Origin of the sequence: Nostoc sp. LEGE 12447, assembly GCF_015206985.1 — a bacterium.
Taxonomy (GTDB): Bacteria; Cyanobacteriota; Cyanobacteriia; order Cyanobacteriales; family Nostocaceae; genus Nostoc.
Map to the genome: position 1 here is coordinate 119,222 of NZ_JADEXT010000017.1, position 21,093 is coordinate 140,314.

A 21,093-nucleotide genomic window follows, 5' to 3' on the forward strand; every position below is an offset into this window, starting at 1 on the left:
TTAGAGATGGGCTTGTTACTTTGAAAGTCATCAGACGCTAAGGGGTCTTGCCGCCGTGGGTTCGGTTTGTATAGAAATCATTGAGGGGAATCCCCATCTGAGGTCGTTGTTGGGTTGGCACTTGCAACAGCTGGAATACCGTGTGCATCAAGCTGCCAGTATTTATCAAGCAAGAGAAGTATTTTTAAGCCATCAACCAACACTGGTAGTATTGGATGCAGACCTGCCTGATGGTGATGGCATTGAGTTTTGTCGTTGGTTGCATCGTCAGCAGCAGCCTCTAATCCTAATGCTATCTGCCCGTAACAGTGAAGGTGATATCGTCGCAGGTTTAAAAGCGGGTGCAGATGATTATCTGAGCAAACCTTTTGGGATGCAAGAGTTTTTGGCACGGGTAGAGGCACTGATTCGCCGGAAACGCACACCTACTGCGCCAGCTTATTTGGATTATGGGACTTTGCAAATCGATTTAGTTCAGCGCCGTGTCCGCTTCCAGGGGGAGTTTATCGATTTAACGCCCCAAGAATTCAGTTTGTTGTACGTTTTGGCACAAGCTGGAGGAGTACCTCTGAGTAGGTCGGAATTGCTGCGCCGTGCTTGGCCCGACGCTATCGATAACCCTCGCACCATTGATACTCACGTTTTATCACTGCGGAAAAAGGTTGAACTTGATCCTCGCCAACCAAACTTGATTCAAACTATCCGCAATGTAGGATACCGTTTTAACATGGAAATTTTGAATACCAATATTTCACAATCACAAACAACAAAGTTAGCTAGAGAAAGATTTAATAATCAACGTTCAACACTTACTAGTAGTCAAGTGTGATGGGGAATTGGGCATTGGGAATTGGGAATTGAGAAAGTAAGATAACGACTCTTAACTCCTGTCTCCTAACCAATTCAAAATCTAAAATCCAAAATCTAAAATCCAAAATCGTCCTGAGCTTCTGCTTGAATTAAGCTTTCTCGTAATTCAAGCCAGTCTATCTCAGAGACTGTTTGATTTGCGGATAAACGACCTTGTTCTAGGTGTAATAATCGATTACAAAACATTTGGGCAAGTTCCAGTTGGTGATTTACCATCAGAATCGTGGTTTGATGAGTTTGACTCAACTGGTTTAAGACTTGCATTAGATGAGAAGCTGTACCAGCATCAAGGGCAGAGGTTGGCTCGTCTAATAATAATATTTTAGGCTGGATGAGTAAGGCACGAGCGATCGCTACTAGTTGTCGTTGTCCAGCAGAAAGTTGTACCTCAGTTCGCCCTAACCATTCATTGGGAATGTGCAGTTGTTCTGTCCAATAACTGACTTGTTGCTGAATTGTCTGTTTGGGCAAACTACGCAAAACTAAAGGATAAGCCAAAGCTTGCCCAGCTGTCATCCCCAACAGCTTTGACTCTTGCAATACCAGTACAAGCATCTGGCGTAGCTGGATGACAGGAATTTGGCGATATTCTTGATTTTCTAGATAGATTTTGCCACTGGTGGGTTCAATTAGGCGGTTGATGAGGCGTAATAATGAAGTTTTACCAGCGCCTACTGACCCTACAATGGCAATACGTTCGCCCTGAAATACTTCCAAGTCAATATCTCGCAATATGGGATACCCTTTCTGATTGCCTGGAAGTTGGGTTTTCAGCTTTGTAAACAGATTAACTTGCTCTAGCCTGAGTATGACCTTATTCAAGGGAAGTGAGGAGATAGGGGAGAAATAACCAATGCCCAATTTTAAGTTAATTGTGCAGTAGTTAAGGCTGTAGCGATCGCCCAGCCATCGACTAATAGTAACAGCAGTGTGAATCCTAGTAAAATGAGGTACATCCAGGGCTGTGCTAAAGGACGAACATCTGTAGTATCAATGCCCGTCTTTGCTTGGACAATTTGCACAAAACGGGCAAATCCAGCTACACGCATTGGTAGTAAATAAGCTTTCCCATCCTGGCTGAGGAAGTAATAAACTAGTCCTCCTTGACCAGTGGTGCGGGGTTTTAACTCTTTCACCTCTGACCAAGGTAAAAACCAGCCTTTACGGAAAAATCGAGGCACCCAGGCGGGGTAAGTAACCTTAATTCCCTGGTCATCTACCATTACTTGTTCAGTCAATATCGCGTACAAGGCAACTAAACTGATGCTAATCCCTATCCACAAAAATTCTGGGGGTACGGGTGCGGCTGTTACCTGGGATAAAAAGGGTAATGGGACTGTGAGTGCTATGTATAGACTCAGCAGCGTTATCCGAATTAAAGGAGACAGACGAAAAATAGAAACTGAGATATTGGCTGAGTTTGCTGTCACGGCTTAATTACAATGCTTTTCTTCATTGTAGGGTAGGTCTATGTCTTAGCTGGACTGTTGAAATAGGGTATGCCACTTTAACAATTCGTAATGGGCTACGCCCCGCTACGCTAACGTAATTCGTAATTACTAATTCTTTAAGGTAAATACTTTTGTACTACAATCCAACCAGTAAGGGATACCCAGGCAAATCCTATAAACAGAATAATATTTATGCCGATATGTAAGGGTCTAGCCCAAGGTCGTCTGGTGCTAATCTGTGTGGCACTGAAAGCAGACAGTAAAACTAATGCTACGACTATCAATCCAGCGACCAAGTGTGAGGAGTGACCTAAAGAACCAAAGTGCCCTAAAGTGCCAACAATACCGATCGCCAGCAATAGTAGCACTAAGCTTACCATGCTGATGCCCATTGTATAGTGGAGCGATCGCACCCCTTTATTTCCGCCCATAAATGGCGTAATAAAAGGAAATTCCTGCGAAGTTCTCACTCGAAACATTAAAACGCCGGTGATTGCTAACATCAGATATGCCAGCAGGGACAAACCCATCGACCAGGCCGCTATTTTCCACAACCAAAGAAATGAAGGCAGATTCATAAGAATGATTGTAGATGAGAGTGGGCAGTGGGGAGATCAGCAGATAAGGTGAGAAAGTGTAACAAGTCTTTTCCCTTGTCCCCAAAACCCGAAAAGTATTTATGTCCCATGCCCAATATAAAAAGGGCTACCGAATTCAGCAACCCCAAAATTGAGTCAAATTGTTTTTTTAATGAATAGCTCCTAAAGAGCGACTTGTAAGGGTTTTATACTATCTCCAGTGTTTGTATTAATTTGCTGCACCAATGATTTGGTACTAATAGGGTCTTTTTCTGATAATGAGTCTGTATCAAACTCATGAGTAGTGGTTTCTTCGAGCATCAGGCGATCGCACGGAATATTATCGGATAAAATTGCACTTGCCATCATCCCTGTATGAATCTCCAATTGGCCTTTTCGTGGAGCTTCAAAAACTAAACGTTGTCCAGGGAAAACAACCCTTTCAAAGTACCAGTTGGGAATATTGCAGATGCGAGCCACCTGTATTTTGCTCGTGGCATTAATGTAGCAGCAGAGAATTTTTCCCGATTGCTCTGGTGGTAGAGGATCTAATATTTGAGCCATAACTGCTGAGGAGCTTTACGCCACAATTTTACATTACACTGGGCAAGCCTAGCACTCACTGATCCCCAGTTGCTGTAACTGTGAATACCAACTGTGTCTTTGGAGATTATTTCTTCCTAAAGATATATTTGTAGTTATAAAAATTTTGTAATTTTTTGTTGCTTTTTCGGAATTATACACTATATACAAAAGTTTTTAAGATTTTTATCCTGGTATCAAAGCTTTAATTCTCTTAGGGCAGATAAGACGACGATCCCCTTGCTTTTCGCCTAGCGAGTAAGGGAGTTTTGCCGTTTCATCTATCTCAGGATTAATAGGCTGGGATCATCGCTTAATGAATAAACTCAATGTTATGGTAAAGCTATATGAAAAATATCTTCATAAAGCCTATCTATAAATTCTATGTATGTTTTATGCATAGCAATTTTAGCGTTTCCTGCAATTGCTAATATTAATTTTCTCCTTACCAGCAATCAAGTGAAATGTCAAGGGCGATTGTGATAATTAAAACCCAATAAAACAAGCACATACTTTAAAATTGGATGTTTTTCTCGCTTTCTCCAAAGATTGGCAAGATGGAAGTCAAAACACAAATGATGGAAAATCGAATTCTTTACGTTCGCCTTCCTTGTAACCCCATCTTTCCTATTGGGGTTGTCTACTTGAGCGATCATGTCCATAAACAGTTTCCTAATATTGAACAGAGGATCTTTGATTTAGGAACAGTGCCACCTTTAGATTACAATTCTGCTCTGGATCGCTGTATCGATGAATTTAAACCGACACTGCTAGTATTTTCTTGGCGGGATATTCAAATTTATGCCCCAGTTGGCGGACGTGGTGGCAACCCACTGCAAAACGCCTTTGAATTTTACTACGCTAAGAATCCTCTATTAAAACTACGTGGCGGATTGGGCGGTTTACGAATCTTCATCGCTTACTATGTAGAGTTATGGCGAAACCAGGGCTTAATCAAACGCGGTTTAAAGCGTGCCCAAAAATATAATTCTAATGCCCGTGTCGTTGTAGGTGGTGGTGCAGTTAGCGTATTTTACGAACAGTTGGGTAAAAGTTTACCTCAAGGAACAATTATTTCTGTAGGTGAAGGGGAAACCCTGCTAGAAAAACTTTTAAGTGGCAAAGATTTTCGAGATGAACGTTGTTACGTTGCGGGAGAAACCCAACCACGGAAACGCCTGATTCACGAACAACCCACCCCACTAGAAAAAACAGCTTGTAACTACGACTATATCGAAACCATCTGGCCGGAATTTAACTTTTACCTGCAAGAAGAAGACTTTTATATAGGTGTGCAAACTAAACGTGGTTGTCCCCACAACTGTTGTTATTGTGTCTATACGGTTGTCGAAGGCAAACAAGTACGCATCAACCCAGCAGATGAAGTAGTTGCTGAGATGCGCCAATTATACGATCGCGGCATTCGCAACTTTTGGTTTACCGATGCCCAATTTATCCCCGCACGAAAATTTATCGACGATGCCATAGAGCTATTGCAAAAAATCGTCGATTCTGGTATGACAGATATCCATTGGGCAGCATATATCAGAGCCGACAATTTGACACCCGAATTGTGCGACTTGATGGCGAAAACCGGGATGAATTACTTTGAAATCGGGATTACCAGTGGTTCTCAAGAACTCGTGCGGAAAATGCGGATGGGGTACAACCTGCGAACCGTCTTGCAAAACTGCCGTGACTTAAAAGCAGCTGGTTTCAACGACTTAGTTTCCGTCAACTACTCCTTTAACGTTATTGACGAACGTCCCGAAACCATCCGCCAAACCATCGCCTACCACCGCGAACTAGAACGAATTTTTGGTGCTGATAAAGTCGAACCTGCTATCTTTTTTATTGGGTTGCAACCTCATACCCATTTAGAAGAATACGCCTTCAAAGAAGGCATCCTCAAACCAGGGTATGATCCAATGAGTTTGATGCCGTGGACAGCCAAAAAACTCCTCTGGAATCCCGAACCCCTTGGTTCATTCTTCGGTGAAGTCTGCTTGCAAGCTTGGCAACAAAACCCCAACGACTTCGGACGCGAAGTCATGAAAATCTTAGAAGAAAAACTGGGTTGTGCCGACCTAGAAGCAGCACTTTCCGCACCAATAGAAACGAAAGAAAAACAGTTAGCGGGTATATCCTAGAAAACACGAATTCTGATTTTCTCCCCCTCTCTTTCTCTGTGTCCTTAGCGCCTCTGCGGTTATTTTTACCAAATCCCATGTTAGAAGGTTCAATCCTACAACAGCTAGAAACAGCCCATCGCCATACCACCAGGCCAATTCGATTCGGTGTTTACTACAAAAATACCCTAGTTGCCCTGTGCCATGCTCTCGAAGACCATATCTTAACCGACGACGGTACACCCCTAGTGATCACAGCCTTTCAACAGGGGAAATGGTATCTACAAGAAGCAGAACGATATGCAGACATCGCCCAGCGCAGCCGCCAAATTGCCATTATGGCCGCCTCTGAATCTGGCTTTGCTGAACATCCTACCAGCCAGCTACTTAATGTAGACTTAGTAGGATTAGATACAGGCGATCCAGTTGAACAGGAGTGGCACTTAATTATTTTATCGCCTAAATACACAGCAATGGTAATTTGTCAAGAATTATCAGAAGCTGATTATGGCAGCACTGGAGTACCGACATCAGACTTAGAGCGGAAATTCTATGGTTTGTGGACATTTGAGCCGGAGTTAGTCCAAGAGACAGCAGAAATAGCGATCGCTCACATCAAAAAATACAACCCAGAACTGGCCCAAAAACTCACAGCCGACAAACAACAAATTGTCCCTTCAATGGACAGATCCCAAAATTTAGGTGCAGTTGTCTCTCGTGTAGTAGATTACCTCCAGACTGGGCAAGATAATTTATCCATCCCAACAGCATCTCACCAACAAACCCTAGATCGCAACTTGGTTTCTAACGAAATCCAAGCCTTTTTGCGAATGGCGCAACTAATGGATATGGCAGATGTCAACAATCCAATGGCAGCTGCGGAAGTAGTAGTTCTTGCTGAAGCGATCGGGCAGCTTTTGGATCTTCCCGCCTGGCAGATTAAAAGATTGCGCTTGGCGGCTTTGTTGCATCGCATAGATCCACTACAAAAAGCAGAAAGCGTTCTCACTGGCGGTATATCGACACGCTACCAAGAAGATGCTCCCAGTTGTCCTTTAACTTGTCCCTTAGTACCAGGGGCACAAGTATTGCGAACTATGCCAAGATTACGAGCAGTTGCCCAAATTATTACTCACCAAAGCGAGTGGTGGGATGGTACAGGGGAACCAGCAGGTTTAGCTGGAGATGAAATTCCCTTAGAGTCGAGGATTTTGGCACTATTGGCAGACTTTCAGTGGCGAGTTAATGAGCGAAAATCGTCAAATCAAAGCCGGGAACAGATATTTTCTCAAGCTTTAGATGAGTGCAAACAGCAACAATCTAACCGCTTTGACCCTAAACTTGTAGATACCTTAACTTTATTAGTTATGGGTTTACAACAGGGACTCGACTTACCTATCATGACACCCAAAGTCAGCGCCGGCATCTGGATACTAGATTCCCAATGGGATAGCCACAGCAAGATCAGTGAGGAGATTGGTAGTTACTTTACATGAATATTGAAGCCATTAGATTAGGAAAACTCAAACAACTTCCAGGGGCAAATTTAGAAGACGAGGAACTCTCTCGACTGGATTTAAGCCGTATTAATCTTGCTGGTGCTAACCTTGTTGGCACTAATTTCGCCGCTTCAAAACTCGAAGGTGGGCATTTGGAGGGGGCAAATTTGATGGGAGCCAACCTCCAAGAAACTGACTTGCGGGCGAATTTGATGGGAGCCAACCTGATGCAAGCAGATTTAACAGGTGCTGACTTGCGGGGTAGTAATTTGCGTGGCGCTAACTTGATGGGAGCAAGACTCAGTGATGTGTCATTGGTGGGTGCTTTCTTGAGTGGTGCCAATTTGATGAACGTCAATTTACAAGGCGTTGATTTGCGCGGTGCTGATTTGCGCGGTGCAAACCTGACTGGGGCAAATCTCAAAGGTGCAGATTTGAGTCGCGCCGATTTACAAGGGGCTTTATTGAGTGAAGCAAACCTGGAAGAAGCCGATTTGCGAGGGGCGAATTTGGCAGGGGCGAATTTTTCAGGAGCAAATTTACTCTGTGCAGAGTTAGAAGGTGCAAATTTGAGCGGCGTTAATTTGAATAAAGCATGTGTGGTGGGTACTGTGGTTGAGACTCTTGCGTAAAGATTGCACCAAAAAGCCCAGTATCCTTGGGTATTGTTAAAATTTTTGCAGATGAAGCAGGTAAAAATTTGTGAGTCTACAAGAAGTTATCAAACTAGCAAAGCAGCTTTCAACTGTGGACAAAGTACGTTTGATCCAGGAAGTTGCTCCTGATATAGAACGCGAGTTAACAGATAAACTCTCTAACTTTCCCCGACAATCCTTATGGGGACTCTGTGCTGATTTAGGAAACGCACCTTCCACAGAGGAAATTGATGCTGCGTGCTGTAGCTGACACCCATGCAGTAATTTAGTACATTTTTGGCGATTCACGATTATCAACAACTGCCCAAAATACTATAGCCCAAATAGCATCTTCTGGAGATCAAGTTGCTTTCTCCTACATTACCCTAGCCGAAATTGTCTACTTGAGTGAGAAAGGGCGTATTTCTCCACTAACACTTGAACGCCTGCTTGCATCTGTTGACACAACTGATGCTGTACTGCTTGAAGTTCCTTTTAATAGGCATATAGCTGAAGCTTTGCGCTGAGTGAATCGCTCACAAGTACCAGATTTACCCGATCGCATTATTGCTGCTACAACCTTATATCTGGGAGTATCAGTGATTAGTCGAGATAGCAAAATTCAACTATCTAGTGTTAATACCATTTGGTGACATTCCTACTTGCGATTTATGAGCAGTTAAATCGTTAATATACTTTCGTTGTCTTATTGGGGCATTTTACTACACCGTTTATTTTCATATATGAGGCGATCGCTCAGTTCGCCCTCGTATCCACAAAGCTAGTACACTCATCAACAACACCCCCATCACTCCTTGTAGGGGATTATTATTCACACCAGTTACCCAATCAGGAACTTGACCAGAATATTTCACTAATTCCCCAACATTAATAATGTAGTAGCCCCAAACTAAACCACCATGCAAACCAATTGGTAAACCCAAGCGTCCCCTTCGCCAACGCTTTCCCCATACCTGCGTTAACCCCAGCAGTACTAAAGCTGGAAATTGTGGCAGTGTATGAATAATTGCCTCCAAGGGTTTAATAAAATGCAATGTAGCAAAGGCAGTTGCATCTGTCCACAGTGCGACACGCGGACTGTAATCTCGTTGTAATTCATCTAGCAACCAGCCTCGGAATAACAATTCCTCAGCAAATCCGATGCCCAAACCAACAAGTAAACCCTCTAAAATAACTTTCAGCAAAAAAACTTTCGGTTGTTGCCACACCAACCAACCCAATAAACTTTCTACCCCAAAAAGTATCAGAAGATTAATTATCCCCATAGCCAAACCACGCAGCAAATCCACACCGTTTTGTCGCGTGAATTCTAAGCCATAATGCCGCAGAATTTGGGACTGTTGGTAGACATATTTACCCCATAGTCTCAGGAGAAAAATAAATACTGCATATAACAATACCAATGTCAATATACTTTCTAAGTTTGAATCATGCACTAGTAAGTATATTGGTGTAGCCAATGGCAACCATAGCAACAATAAAGTCAAAATAAAACAACCCAGCCTGATAGGGGCAGGGCGTTCAGCTAGACGGACAAAGTTTTTTTTCATACTAGATTAAGTCACTAATCACTAGTCAATACTTTAATTTTCGACAAATGACCAATGACAAATGACAAATGACCAATGACTATTCGTCAGGTTCAATCGTGCTACTTAAACCGTGACTTATCAATGTTTCGCAATAGAACTCAGCGTGTTCCAGAGCGCAAGTAATGACTAAAGCTAGCCCGTTAGTATGGGCTTCCATCATGATGCTAACCGCCTGGGGTTGGGTAAGGCTTGGTACAGTGGCTATTAGTGACTGCACAACATGCTCCATAGAGTTATAGTCATCGTTATGGAGCAAAACGCGATACCGAGGCGCTAGCTTACGAATTGTGGAAGGCTTTTCAATAGTTTCAACTGACACGGCTCTTTGCTCTTTTCTTTTTGATTCACTACTACAAAGTGTCTGTGTAGCGATCGCTTAACAGTTATTTACCTATTCTATAGTATTTCTGTTCAGATACTATGCTAGAAAAACCGCTCTACTTAGTTTTGCGTAGCCACTTGTAAAGCAGATGTCTCAGACATAGTTGCCGTCAGAGTGCTACCCTAATCTTACAGAAGCTTCCTTAAACGTAGCGCATTTTCATCTTTAAAATTAAGGAAATTGCAAAATAATCCTTGCCCCTGCCCCAACTCCATAATCATGGACATTAGCCTAGATTTTCTTCAACCAGGACAAATTGTGTCTTTAGAGCATGGCGACAGAAATCTGTATGCAGAAGTCATTCAATTTGTAGTTTCCCGCCAGTTGTGCTGGGTGCGTCCTTTACTAATGGTTACTTTGATTCAAGAATCGCCGCTAATTACTGATTTGCGAGATGCGTCTGACTTACTTTGGCCTGCAAATTTATTTCGACCAGCATTAGACACAGAAGTGATTACCTTCTTGAGTCAAGTTTTAGCAAAAGAACCGAAAACTGAGCCTGACTCAGCCGCCAAGCAGCAACTTAATCAATTTATTCATCAACTATGGTCAGCATATCAATAGGCATGGGGCAAAGGATATGACTAGAAGTTAGTTTATCTGGAGTGCCAACAACCATACTGATGATATCAACTCCCTTCGCAACGAGTTCATTCTGCTTGTAAACAATTTCAGCAAACAGAAAGGGAGGAATTTTTTCTCGGCGTTTAGCGAACTACATAGCGATTTACTCCGAATGCACAATAATGTGGAGGGTTATTAGCACGGTTTACGCCATTCTAGTTATTTAAATAATCAACCTCAGAGAAAAATACAAACAATAATATCGCTCTTATTATCCCACCTGCCTTTACTAAAACTTGTTTTTCAACTTGGAATTTTGATTACTTCAGTATTCATCAAATTTACTTAATATACCTCTATGCATAAGCAGTTAGGAATATCCGAAGCTGGGAACCAACTTAATTCTACCAGCATCCATCTCCGACATTAATAATTCCAGAGCTTCGTAGTCAACGTCAGAAATATAACCCAGTTCTGTCAGTTCTGAATTGATTTCATTTTCTATCTCCGGAGTTAGCTTTTTAATGTCAAGAGCTTTTTCTACCAATTTACGAATAGCGTACTTAGTTCTCATAAGTAATACATCCAACTGTAATATGATACTAATTATCCCAGAAAACTCTTAGTATAAAGAGCGATCTAAATACTAATTTATTTGTGATATAGATCACATTTAATTAGTTAGATAGATAATTCGCTATGACTCTGGCGTATGCCATCAGCAACGCTAAAGTGGGAGATTTAACTTACCGTTAAGACTTGGCTAAATTAGCTTGAGTTATAGACTAAGCAACTTTTATCAGCATAGTTACTGATTATTTGTTTGCTCTATGGCTGTCTATGTTGATTGTTTTTGAACTGAGATAAAAAAAAAGTATATATAAACACATTTTAACCTGGAATTATAACAATCTTTAAACAGAGATACTAAAGAAATAAAGATTCAGCAAAGAGAGCTAAGACGTATGGTCGATGCAACAAAATAGAGTTTATGTTCAAATAATCCTTAGCGTGACGCTTCAATAATTCTCAATAGGATGTAACTATGCAAGCAGTGCTTAACTATCCCAAAATTGCAGTTATTCGCCCCCAAGGGTGTTTGAATGCTACAAACGCCTTGGAATTTGAACGAGATATGACCACAGCGTTGACACAAAATGTTATTTCCATCTTGGTACTAGACCTCGCAGCAGTAGAATCATTAGACAGCGCGGGGTTGATGGCATTGTTATCTATACACAAGCTGGCTCTGAGTTTAGGAAGGGGTTTTCAACTTTGTGCTGTTGCTCCGTCAATTAGAATTATTTTTGAACTAACGCAACTCGATAGAGTATTTGAAATATTGGATGGTGAAGTTGAATTGGCCCCAATATAAACCAGTTAAAACGCGAACTTTATGTAAAGGAGTTATAAGTTACAACGATAAATTATGTTAGAAGACCTAATTCAATGCTAAAGTTTGGTTTGGGTAGCTGTAATTAAGGTAGCTAGAAGATAGCACAGTGGCTGTTGCAGTTGAGAAATTAATAACATCGGATATTTTAAAACCAGGGCGTTACCTTGGCAATGAGCGTTTAGCAGTACACAAAGCTTGGGATAAGACAGCAATACGCTGGGTCTTAACCTACCCGGAAGTATATGAAGTCGGTGCATCTAATTTAGGGCACATTATCCTATACAACATCTTGAATGCCCAACCGCGTCAATTGTGCGATCGCGCCTACCTCCCAGGAAAAGACCTGGCAGCCAAACTACGCGAAACTAATACGCCATTGTTTGCGGTAGAGTCAAAGCGATCGCTTACAGAATTCGACATCTTAGGCTTTAGCCTCAGTTACGAACTGGGTGCAACTAATATCCTAGAAATGTTGGATCTGGCTGGAATTCCATTGACGTGGAGAGAACGGCAACAAGCAGGGGGAGAACTAACGAATCTCCAATCCCAGTTTCCGTTAATTTTTGCTGGTGGGCAAACAGCAACATCGAATCCTGAGCCTTACGCTGACTTTTTCGACTTTATCGCCCTTGGGGATGGAGAGGAACTGCTGCCAGAAATTGGTTTGGTATTGGAAGAAGGCAAACAAGCAGGATTGAGTCGGGAAGATATATTACTGGATTTGGCACAGATACCAGGCGTATATGTCCCTCAGTTTTACGACATGGCAGAGGATGGCTCAGTTCACCCTCGTCGCTCTGACGTACCAAAACGAATTCTGCGACGGGTGGCAACCCCCATACCAGCATATTCCATTGGGCTAGTTCCTTATGTAGAAACGGTGCATGACCGTTTGACGATTGAAATTCGGCGTGGTTGCACTCGTGGCTGTCGCTTCTGTCAACCAGGAATGCTGACTCGGCCAGCACGGGATGTAGAACCCGATAAGGTTGTAGAAGCAATTGAACAGGGAATGCTGGCAACTGGTTACAATGAGTTTTCCCTATTATCTCTGAGCTGTTCTGATTATTTATCCCTACCAGCAGTGGGGATGGAAATCAAAAATCGCTTAAAAAATGAAAATATTTCTCTGACTCTACCAAGCCAACGGGTAGACAGATTTGATGAGAATATTGCCAATATCCTGGGAGGTACACGGCAAGGCGGACTAACTTTTGCTCCAGAAGCTGGAACTCAGCGGATGCGAGACATCGTAAATAAAGGTTTGACGAATGAAGAATTGTTGCGGGGCGTAAAAACCGCTTGGGAGCAAGGCTGGGATAAAATCAAGTTGTATTTTATGATTGGCTTGCCGGGTGAGACGGATGTTGATGTTTTGGGCATTGCGGAAACAGTCAGCTGGCTACAGCGAGAATGTCGGGGTAAAGGCAGAAAACCCCTGAACTTTAACCTAACAATTTCTAACTTTACGCCTAAGCCGCATACACCATTCCAGTGGCACTCAGTTTCTACCACTGAATTTAAGCGCAAACAAAACCTGTTGCGGCAAGAATTCCGCCGGATGAAGGGAATGAAGGTAAATTTTACCGATATCCGCATTTCGGCAATGGAAGATTTTGTGGGACGAGGCGATCGCAATTTGAGCAAAGTAGTCCGCCGCGCCTGGGAATTGGGTGCAGGGATGGATTCCTGGTATGAAAATTTAGATCAGGCTTTTAGCGCTTGGGGAGATGCGATCGCCGGGGCCGATCTAGATTGGAAATACCGCCAAGTAGAAAATGGCGAATGGAATTTGTTTCACGCACAAGAGCAGAACAAATCGCCAGATGCGGAAAATGTCCAATTCCTCAGTCCTCACTCTCTAGATACTCCCCTACCTTGGGATCATATTGATACCGGGATTGATAAAAACTGGCTCAAAGAAGACTTGCAACGTGCCTTAGCAGCCGCAATTGTACCGGACTGCTCTTTTGAAGGTTGTTCTCACTGTGGCGTATGTGGAACCGACTTTGGCCATAACATCGTGATTGCACCACCTGTTATCCCACAATTCGCTGGCGAGTTTGTTCCCAACACAACCAAGGCTCAACGACTCCGAGTTTGGTTTGGAAAACAGGGTAATATGGCTTTGGTAAGCCACCTAGATTTAATCCGTCTGTTTGACCGAGTTGTGCGGCGAGCAGGCTTGCCTATTGCTTTCACTGGTGGGTTTCATCCAATGCCGCGAATTTCTGTAGCAACTGCTTTGGCTCTAGGCGCTACTAGTAGCGGTGAAATTGCGGATTTTGAGTTAACTGTACCAGTGGATATCGAGACTTTTCGAAAAGAATTGGTTCGGGAAATGCCCACAGACATACCTGTATATAATGTGGAGCAGATAGATTTAAAAACTCCAGCAGCTACTCAACTGCTAGAAACCGCAGAATATTTAATTACCGTAGCAGCACTTGAAGAAACAACACCTATACAATGGCAAAACTGGATCGATACCATCAAAGCAAAAGATGAGCTTTGGTACGAGCATACAACAAAGTCAGGCAAGAGCCAGTTAATAAATCTGCGCGATCGCTTATTTGAACTGGAATTAGTAGAAACCCACAAAGGCATTGCAGAATCTATATCTGTTATCCGTTATGTAGGTAGCTATCGCCAAGATGGTTTTCTATTGCGTCCTGAACAAATCCTGTTTATGCTAGGGATAGTGGGTAGTGGAGAATTTCAACTCCTGCACATCCACCGCAATCGGCTAATTTTAGCGGTATAATCCCTGTAGGGCAGCTTGCTAGTAGTTGTCCTAACATGTTACATCGTCGGAATTGATTTTTAGCAAGGTTGCGTTAGAATGGGGTGAAGAGAATTTTTCTGGCGCTGCATTGAATTAGCTGGTTCACTACCCTGGTGTTCAGGGGGCGAAAGCAAAGATATTAGAGTGCAACTTCTAGGATTTTATCCCAGACAAACTGAGGCAGATTAAAGAACACACTCTCTCTTTATAGCTAACTTGTGAATCAGTAACTAACAGCAGGCTCGGTTAGCTTCTCTAAATCCATACTTTTTTTCCAACAACTGCTGAATGTCTAATCCACAGTATTGCCCAAGAGCTAGTGCGTTACTCTTCTAGAGTTGTTCGCCCTTGGTGTTACCGTAGGGTAAACAACTGCTGTAGGTTAAGCCGATTTGCAGACGTTCACGAGACGCGCAAAGCGCGGCTTAAAAGTAGGGTAGCAGCTGGCGTTGCTGAGTATAACCCTAAGAATAAATCCAGGGAATGGAAAATAGAAATAGTTTCTTTTTCTTAACGACTTCAGTAGGTTACTCTCAAAAAAAGCTTCCTGAGTTAAAAACTCACTCAGGATTTATAACTTTCAACTCAGAACTCTCTTCATTGAGAGTATTGCATTGCAAATCAACCATAGATGGTTGATTTAATTGCTTAAACATGCAGCCGTTCTGGAATAATCCGCCGCGAAAACGCTCTTAAGAGCGCCAATAGCTATTTAACTTAGAACATCAGGTTTGCGATTTTTATCATCAGTAGCGCCTTTTGAGGGTTGCAAGGGCAACAAAGGTATAACAAACCTCCAGACCTATTGGTGCTGCCAATTTTTGAGGAAATTGAATGCCAAAACAAATTATCATCGCGGAGCAGCACCAAATTGCTGCTGTCTTTTCCGAAGATCAAATACAGGAACTCGTTGTTGCTACCGGTCATCATCAAATAGGTGATATCTACTTAGGAGTAGTAGAAAACGTATTGCCTGGGATAGATGCGGCTTTTGTGAATATTGGCGACCCAGAGCGCAACGGTTTTATTCACGTCACCGACTTGGGGCCATTGAAGCTAAAGCGTACCGCAGCAGCCATTACAGAACTATTAGCACCACAGCAGAAAGTTTTGGTGCAAGTAATGAAAGAGCCAACGGGAACAAAAGGGCCCAGGCTCACGGGTAATATCACCTTACCTGGACGCTACGTAGTACTAATGCCTTATGGTAGGGGCGTAAATTTATCCCGACGAATTAAAAGTGAAAGTGAGCGCAACCGCTTACGGGCACTAGCGATTTTGGTAAAACCGGCGGGAATGGGTTTGCTCGTGCGTACAGAAGCCGAAGGCAAACCAGAAGAAGCGATTATGGAAGATTTGGAGTTGCTGCAAAAGCAATGGGAGGCGATTCAGCAGGAAGCGCATTCTACCCGTGCCCCAGCACTACTCAACCGAGACGATGACTTTATCCAGCGCGTATTGCGGGATATGTACGGCGCGGATGTCAATCGGATTGTCGTAGATTCCAGTACTGGTTTGAAGCGCGTGAAGCAGTACTTGCAGAATTGGAGTGGCGGTCAAACACCGCAAGGATTGTTGATTGACCATCACCGCGATCGCTCCCCAATTTTAGAGTACTTCCGCATCAGTGCTGCTATTCGAGAAGCTCTGAAACCAAGAGTAGACCTACCTTCTGGCGGTTACATCATCATTGAGCCAACGGAGGCTTTAACCGTAATTGATGTTAACTCAGGTTCCTTCACGCGATCGGCGACAGCCAGAGAAACAGTTTTGTGGACAAACTGTGAAGCTGCAACAGAAATTGCTCGCCAGTTGCGTCTGCGGAATATTGCCGGAGTGATTGTCGTTGATTTCATTGATATGGAATCCCGACGTGACCAACTGCAAGTTCTCGAACACTTTAATAAAGGACTCAAAGCAGACAAAGCTCGTCCCCAGATTGCTCAACTTACGGAACTGGGTTTAGTAGAACTGACCCGCAAACGTCAGGGTCAAAATATTTACGAATTGTTTGGTGAAACTTGTCCCACCTGTGGCGGTTTAGGGCATACTGTGCGTCTGCCTGGAGAACTTGAAAACCGATTACCAATACCAGCAGAAACACCAGAACGTGAGCGTTTTGTATCCCTACCTCACCGAGAACCACGTCAGCCATCCGCCCGCGTCCCGGAACCACGAGAAACATACGACGGGTTTGGGGAAGCATTTGACGGCGACTCGGAATCGACTAACTTAAATCTGATTAATCATCCTAGTTATCAAGAACTGAATGATAATAAGCGTCGTACCCGTACTCGCCGTAGTCGAATTGGCATTAATGGGTTAAATGGGAAAGATGAATCTCGGGTTATTGCCAATCCATTAGCTTTTGTCAACGAGCCAGATTTAGACCTTGATATAGAACCAGAATTAGGAGTTACACCAGAAATTCCCTCACCCACCCTTGGTAAACCAGGTTGGAATGAAAGAGTAGAGCGCACTGTAGAGCGTGCTAAAGTTATCAAGCCAGAACCAGTTAAACCAGTGGTAGAACCACCGGAGATTAGAACTGTAGAAATGAGCCTCCAGGAACAGGATATGTTTGCCTTGATGGGAATATCTCCCTTGGTGAAGTTAGAGCAAGAGGTTAAGAATACCAAATCTGTGATTATTAACGTGATTCAGCCTGGTCAAGTGCGAACAACTCCCACTGAATCTCTCTCAGAATCACCTATTGCCCAAAAAGTACCACCTGAAGTAGTTGCAACCAAGTCACCAATACCAAAAGTTATTGAGCCAGAACAAAAATCTTTAATAGAAGAGACAGCTGAACCATCTGAGTTGACTGCCAATCCTTCTGAAAGCTTGTCTGCAAAAGCCTCCGTCAAAGCGATCGCAGATGAAAGTGATTCAAGCAGCGCCGCCAATGCGATCGCAGATGAAAGCGATGCGAACAGCGCCGCCACTGCTAGCCGCCGTCGCCGCCGTCGTTCCTCAGCGATCGAGGATAATTAATTTGCTTTATGGTAGAAACATCACCAACGCCCTTGGAACAATCCAATTGGCTGGAGTTTTCTACCTTGTCAGGGATTCCAGGATTGGTTGCAGGTGTGGATGAAGTAGGGCGAGGCGCTCTATTTGGCCCGGTGGTAGCGGCAGCAGTGATCCTACCAGATCATGCTTTGCCAATACTGATGGCAGCTAAAATTAAAGACAGTAAAAAGTTGTCTAGTTCTCGGAGAACTCAGCTAGCACAGCAAATTTGTGGGCTGGCTATAGACTGGAAAATTGGGTTTGCTTCTACTGCCGAAATTGACAAGATAAATATTTTGCAAGCGACACTATTAGCAATGAAGCGGGCTGTACTGAAGTTAAAGGTACAGCCTGCAATCTGCTTGGTTGATGGCAATCAGTCAATCAAAGACTTGCTATTGCCACAACAAACAATAGTTAAGGGAGATGAGCGATCGCTCGCTATTGCCTCTGCTAGTATTGTTGCCAAGGTTTGGCGTGATGATTTGGTACTGCGTCTAGCATTGAAATACCCTATGTACAACCTAGAGCGTAACAAGGGCTATGGTAGCCAACGGCATGTGCTGGCTCTGCAACAATACGGGCCATCGCCCCTACATCGTCAGTCTTTTCGTCCTTGCCAAATCAAAGTACTGAACGCTGAGTGATTAAATGATTACTCAGCATTCAAGATTGGCAATTCGGTGCTGTCACTGTCAAATCTTCTATCTTTAGTTTGTGATATCACCCAGTAGCGATAATCAGTCAAAAGTTGATTTAATAACCTTTGCCTAACCGACAACAGTACGCTTTTGAGCAAACCATTACCAGTAGCTTCTAAAATTGGCTTAGGAGTAAAGGAAAATGGCGGTGGTAAATCCACCAGCACTTCTAAATCAGCCCTTCCTTGCAGACGAGTGCCAGTACTAAACTCTTTGGGAGACAAATGCCCTTTTAAATTAAGGGCAAAGCGCTGGTTAATATACTCGAAACCCAATATTTCACAGCCTAGCGATCGCAAATAAATTATTCCATTTGATTCTGCCCAAACTCTCATGTCTACAGTCGGTTGAATGCTTAATGACATAAAAGTGAGCGGACGCATTTTCAAGCGAAATACTTCCTCAGAAAGCTGCTGAGTTCGGGTGTTGTCAGCCAAAGCCTTAACCAGACGTTGAGGCTGACGCAAGTAGTGCTGAATGTGAATAGGCTGCTCTGGAACAGCGATTTCAACCGATTGGGAGGCAGTAAACCGGGTAGCCATGAGCGGATAAAAATATCTGTCTCTTAATTTTAATATTTTTTAACAACTTAAATCTGATTATTAGAAAAGAGCAAAATTAGAGTTGCTTATCAGCTATACAGCATTAGCAAAAATTTGGTACGCTCATTACTATCTTTAGTTTAAGAAATATAGATTAGGATTAGCCCTTTCAAGGTGGGTAAAAATTTTGGTCAATAAATTCCTCTTTAAGCTCTATACTCTGTGCCATTTGCGTCTATGTGGTTAAAAAAAATACTTTTAAACCGCAGAGGCACAGAGACCGATGAGAAAAAATAAGAGATTTTACGAGTTACCTTGAAAGGGCTAAGATTAGGATTTAACTCTTGACACAAAGTAAAGAATGTGAATATTTATTTGGTGAAAAACTAACATAATTGCTCTGAAGGTTTCAGAGCAATTTCGCCAAAAAAACTGCCAGAAAATCTATCTGGTAGAAGGCTAGTTTTCATAATTTGTTTTCCTAAATACATATTCAGGACTATTCATTTAGTGGGTAAATTTTAGAGATAACAGTTTTTACTAATAATAAATATTGAATATATTTGTCAAAGCCAAAATATCATAATCTCTGTTTACACATTAAAGTCACAACTCAAGGCTAAAGGCATGACTCTATCGATCGCACATTTAGGGCCTCCCGGCACTTACGCAGAACAAGCAGCTGTTCTTTATGTCAACTGGTTGACTAAAAGTATGGGAGATGAAGCTACGTTATCTCCCTATCCCACCATCTCACAGTCACTGCACGCCGTTGCTGATGGTCAAGCTCACCTGGCTGTTGTGCCAGTAGAAAATTCTATTGAAGGGAGTGTTACCACAACACTGGATACACTGTGGCAGTTAGACAGGTTGCGAATTCAGTTGGCTTTGGTATTACCCATTGTCCATACCTTAATTTCCTGCGCCTCTGGTTTAGATAAGATTAAAACTGTTTACTCTCACCCGCAAGCTTTGGCACAATGTCAGGGATGGTTAGAGCGGTTTCTCCCGACTGTACAGATTATTCCCAGCAATTCTACAACCGAAGCACTACAGCGATTGGAGCAAGAAACAACAACAGCAGCGATCGCTTCTAGTAGAGCCGCTCAACTCTACAACTTACCGATACTTGCCACTGGTATTAACGACTATCCAGAAAACTGTACTCGTTTTTGGGTAGTAAGTCAGGGTGAAGCAAATGCTGGATACCAGACATCAAAAGTGCCTACCAGTCACACATCGCTAGCTTTTAGTATGCCTGCTAACACACCCGGAGCATTAGTCAAACCTTTGCAAATCTTTGCTCAACTAGGAATTAACCTCAGCCGGATTGAATCTCGTCCGACGAAGCGATCACTAGGCGAATATTTGTTTTTCATGGATTTAGAAGCAGATGTCAAGGAAGCACAAATGCAATATGCTTTAGCAGAATTAACTATCCACACAGAGATTTTAAAAATTCTTGGCGCTTACAATGTTTTGCCGATCAGCGCTTTTACTTGAGAAGTTAGGAGTTATCAGTTAGGCAATATAAATTATAAGTTGTCGATCTTGTATTTTTTGTTATTTTTCCTAACTCCTAAACTCCTCACTTCTCACTTTTCGTTAAAGGTGTCTTTGAGAACAGCGCGAGCTGCCAAATGATTACGAGTAGAAGTTAAAATTTCTGCTTCCCGCTCTAGACGCGTTGCAGTATCTTGCATTTCTAGCAATAACTGTTGCTCTGCGGCGACACCATAAAGATTACTGGCTACCCAATAAGATAGTTCTGTTGGTAGATCGGGCAAATCTTCTGGCAGTTCGATATTTTGTTCGGTTAATTTACCTGATAGACGCACAACATCTCGCAGTAGTTGTTCTACTTCAGTTGACAAAGGATGCAAATCTTTTGTTGGTGGTTGGTCTTCAATCCACTCAACTAAGCCAACGCGATATGGCTTTTCACGAACATACTCTAATACACGAAATCTTTGCTGCCCTAATGTCAACATCTTGATTCGATCATCTGGCAGCCGTTGGTGATGAACGATTTCTGCACAGCAACCAGTGTTTGCAATTGTACCTTTGACTGGATCGAACATCAAAACACCAAACCTGCGATCGCTCTCCAAAATCGTGTTCATCATGATTCGGTAGCGAAATTCAAAGATGTGTAAAGGTAATGGTCTAGTAGGAAACAGAACTACTTCGGGTAACGGGAACAGAGGTAGTTCACGAACTGCAATTTTAGAAGATGATGTCATTGTTACCTTGGTATAAACTTAATCTTTAAAATTTCTTTTTCTCTGCTTTTCCCGTATTTTGTCTATATTCTATCATTTGTTTCCTAGCTAAATAAAAGCCCTGAGATATAT

Annotated in this window: 21 protein-coding genes; 12 read left to right on the forward strand and 9 right to left on the reverse strand. The window is 42.8% G+C overall.

What is annotated here, in order from left to right; all coding sequences use genetic code 11:
- The first annotated feature begins 55 nt into the window (after nt 1–55).
- Nucleotides 56–829 carry a response regulator transcription factor gene (locus tag IQ274_RS18635; RefSeq protein WP_012410259.1) on the forward strand — a complete coding sequence of 258 codons (774 nt, stop codon included), beginning with the start codon at nt 56–58 and terminating at the stop codon, nt 827–829.
- Nucleotides 830–924: 95 nt separating this feature from the next.
- Here IQ274_RS18635 and IQ274_RS18640 read toward each other — a convergent pair whose 3' ends face one another.
- The 4 genes from IQ274_RS18640 to IQ274_RS18655 form a co-directional block, all read right to left on the reverse strand.
- Nucleotides 925–1,692, reverse strand: a complete 768-nt coding sequence (locus IQ274_RS18640) for an ATP-binding cassette domain-containing protein (protein ID WP_228058245.1) — start codon at nt 1,690–1,692, stop codon at nt 925–927.
- 41 nt (nt 1,693–1,733) lie between these two features.
- The gene (locus IQ274_RS18645) at nt 1,734–2,300 is read right to left on the reverse strand and encodes a hypothetical protein (protein ID WP_194143076.1); all 567 of its coding nucleotides are present in this window, start codon (nt 2,298–2,300) and stop codon (nt 1,734–1,736) included.
- A 137-nt stretch (nt 2,301–2,437) separates the two neighbouring features.
- Entirely contained in the window at nt 2,438–2,899 is a 462-nt protein-coding gene (locus tag IQ274_RS18650) for a DUF4079 domain-containing protein (protein WP_163928536.1), read from the reverse strand.
- A gap of 183 nt (nt 2,900–3,082) precedes the next feature.
- Nucleotides 3,083–3,463, reverse strand: a complete 381-nt coding sequence (locus IQ274_RS18655) for a DUF1830 domain-containing protein (RefSeq protein ID WP_163928535.1) — start codon at nt 3,461–3,463, stop codon at nt 3,083–3,085.
- A gap of 575 nt (nt 3,464–4,038) precedes the next feature.
- On the opposite strand from IQ274_RS18655, the gene IQ274_RS18660 reads away from it, so the two are divergent.
- The 5 genes from IQ274_RS18660 (at nt 4,039) to IQ274_RS37420 (ending at nt 8,397) form a co-directional block, all read left to right on the forward strand.
- On the forward strand, nt 4,039–5,631 hold the full coding sequence (locus IQ274_RS18660) for a photosystem II high light acclimation radical SAM protein (protein WP_194143077.1): 1,593 nt from the start codon (nt 4,039–4,041) through the stop codon (nt 5,629–5,631).
- A 77-nt stretch (nt 5,632–5,708) separates the two neighbouring features.
- On the forward strand, nt 5,709–7,106 hold the full coding sequence (locus tag IQ274_RS18665; protein WP_194143078.1) for a DICT sensory domain-containing protein: 1,398 nt from the start codon (nt 5,709–5,711) through the stop codon (nt 7,104–7,106).
- Entirely contained in the window at nt 7,103–7,741 is a 639-nt protein-coding gene (locus tag IQ274_RS18670) for a pentapeptide repeat-containing protein (protein WP_163928532.1), read from the forward strand. Before IQ274_RS18665 ends, IQ274_RS18670 begins: the two co-directional genes overlap by 4 nt.
- Before the next feature lie 70 nt (nt 7,742–7,811).
- On the forward strand, nt 7,812–8,015 hold the full coding sequence (locus IQ274_RS18675; protein WP_163928531.1) for a hypothetical protein: 204 nt from the start codon (nt 7,812–7,814) through the stop codon (nt 8,013–8,015).
- A 256-nt stretch (nt 8,016–8,271) separates the two neighbouring features.
- Nucleotides 8,272–8,397, forward strand: coding sequence for a hypothetical protein (locus tag IQ274_RS37420; protein ID WP_265578555.1), 126 nt, complete (start codon nt 8,272–8,274; stop codon nt 8,395–8,397).
- 84 nt (nt 8,398–8,481) lie between these two features.
- On the opposite strand, the gene IQ274_RS18685 is transcribed toward IQ274_RS37420, so the two are convergent.
- Both IQ274_RS18685 and clpS read right to left on the reverse strand, forming a co-directional pair.
- On the reverse strand, nt 8,482–9,315 hold the full coding sequence (locus IQ274_RS18685; protein ID WP_163928530.1) for a CPBP family intramembrane glutamic endopeptidase: 834 nt from the start codon (nt 9,313–9,315) through the stop codon (nt 8,482–8,484).
- Between the two features lie 79 nt (nt 9,316–9,394).
- Nucleotides 9,395–9,676, reverse strand: a complete 282-nt coding sequence (gene clpS, locus IQ274_RS18690) for an ATP-dependent Clp protease adapter ClpS (protein ID WP_114081141.1) — start codon at nt 9,674–9,676, stop codon at nt 9,395–9,397.
- Between the two features lie 282 nt (nt 9,677–9,958).
- Between clpS and IQ274_RS18695 the strand changes: the two genes are divergently transcribed.
- Nucleotides 9,959–10,303, forward strand: a complete 345-nt coding sequence (locus tag IQ274_RS18695) for a hypothetical protein (protein WP_012410248.1) — start codon at nt 9,959–9,961, stop codon at nt 10,301–10,303.
- Between the two features lie 370 nt (nt 10,304–10,673).
- Here IQ274_RS18695 and IQ274_RS18700 read toward each other — a convergent pair whose 3' ends face one another.
- Nucleotides 10,674–10,877 (reverse strand): hypothetical protein, encoded by a 204-nt coding sequence (locus IQ274_RS18700; protein WP_094331166.1) that lies wholly within the window; start codon nt 10,875–10,877, stop codon nt 10,674–10,676.
- 471 nt (nt 10,878–11,348) lie between these two features.
- Here IQ274_RS18700 and IQ274_RS18705 point away from each other — a divergent pair, with 471 nt between their 5' ends.
- The 4 genes from IQ274_RS18705 to IQ274_RS18720 all read left to right on the forward strand — a co-directional run bounded on the left by IQ274_RS18705 (nt 11,349) and on the right by IQ274_RS18720 (nt 18,143).
- Nucleotides 11,349–11,678, forward strand: a complete 330-nt coding sequence (locus tag IQ274_RS18705; protein WP_163928529.1) for an STAS domain-containing protein — start codon at nt 11,349–11,351, stop codon at nt 11,676–11,678.
- A 127-nt stretch (nt 11,679–11,805) separates the two neighbouring features.
- The gene (locus tag IQ274_RS18710) at nt 11,806–14,463 is read left to right on the forward strand and encodes a TIGR03960 family B12-binding radical SAM protein (RefSeq protein ID WP_194143079.1); all 2,658 of its coding nucleotides are present in this window, start codon (nt 11,806–11,808) and stop codon (nt 14,461–14,463) included.
- 855 nt (nt 14,464–15,318) lie between these two features.
- Nucleotides 15,319–17,478, forward strand: a complete 2,160-nt coding sequence (locus IQ274_RS18715) for an Rne/Rng family ribonuclease (protein WP_163928527.1) — start codon at nt 15,319–15,321, stop codon at nt 17,476–17,478.
- Nucleotides 17,479–17,486: 8 nt separating this feature from the next.
- A complete protein-coding gene (locus tag IQ274_RS18720) occupies nt 17,487–18,143 on the forward strand; it encodes a ribonuclease HII (protein ID WP_194143080.1) in 657 nt (218 codons plus the stop codon).
- Nucleotides 18,144–18,151: 8 nt separating this feature from the next.
- Here the strand turns inward: IQ274_RS18720 and IQ274_RS18725 are convergent, their stop codons facing one another.
- Nucleotides 18,152–18,739, reverse strand: a complete 588-nt coding sequence (locus tag IQ274_RS18725; protein WP_194143081.1) for a DUF1997 domain-containing protein — start codon at nt 18,737–18,739, stop codon at nt 18,152–18,154.
- A gap of 627 nt (nt 18,740–19,366) precedes the next feature.
- Between IQ274_RS18725 and pheA the strand changes: the two genes are divergently transcribed.
- Nucleotides 19,367–20,242 carry a prephenate dehydratase gene (pheA, locus tag IQ274_RS18730; protein ID WP_194143082.1) on the forward strand — a complete coding sequence of 292 codons (876 nt, stop codon included), beginning with the start codon at nt 19,367–19,369 and terminating at the stop codon, nt 20,240–20,242.
- Between the two features lie 92 nt (nt 20,243–20,334).
- On the opposite strand, the gene IQ274_RS18735 is transcribed toward pheA, so the two are convergent.
- Entirely contained in the window at nt 20,335–20,982 is a 648-nt protein-coding gene (locus tag IQ274_RS18735; RefSeq protein ID WP_114081149.1) for an LON peptidase substrate-binding domain-containing protein, read from the reverse strand.
- Nucleotides 20,983–21,093: the final 111 nt, after the last annotated feature.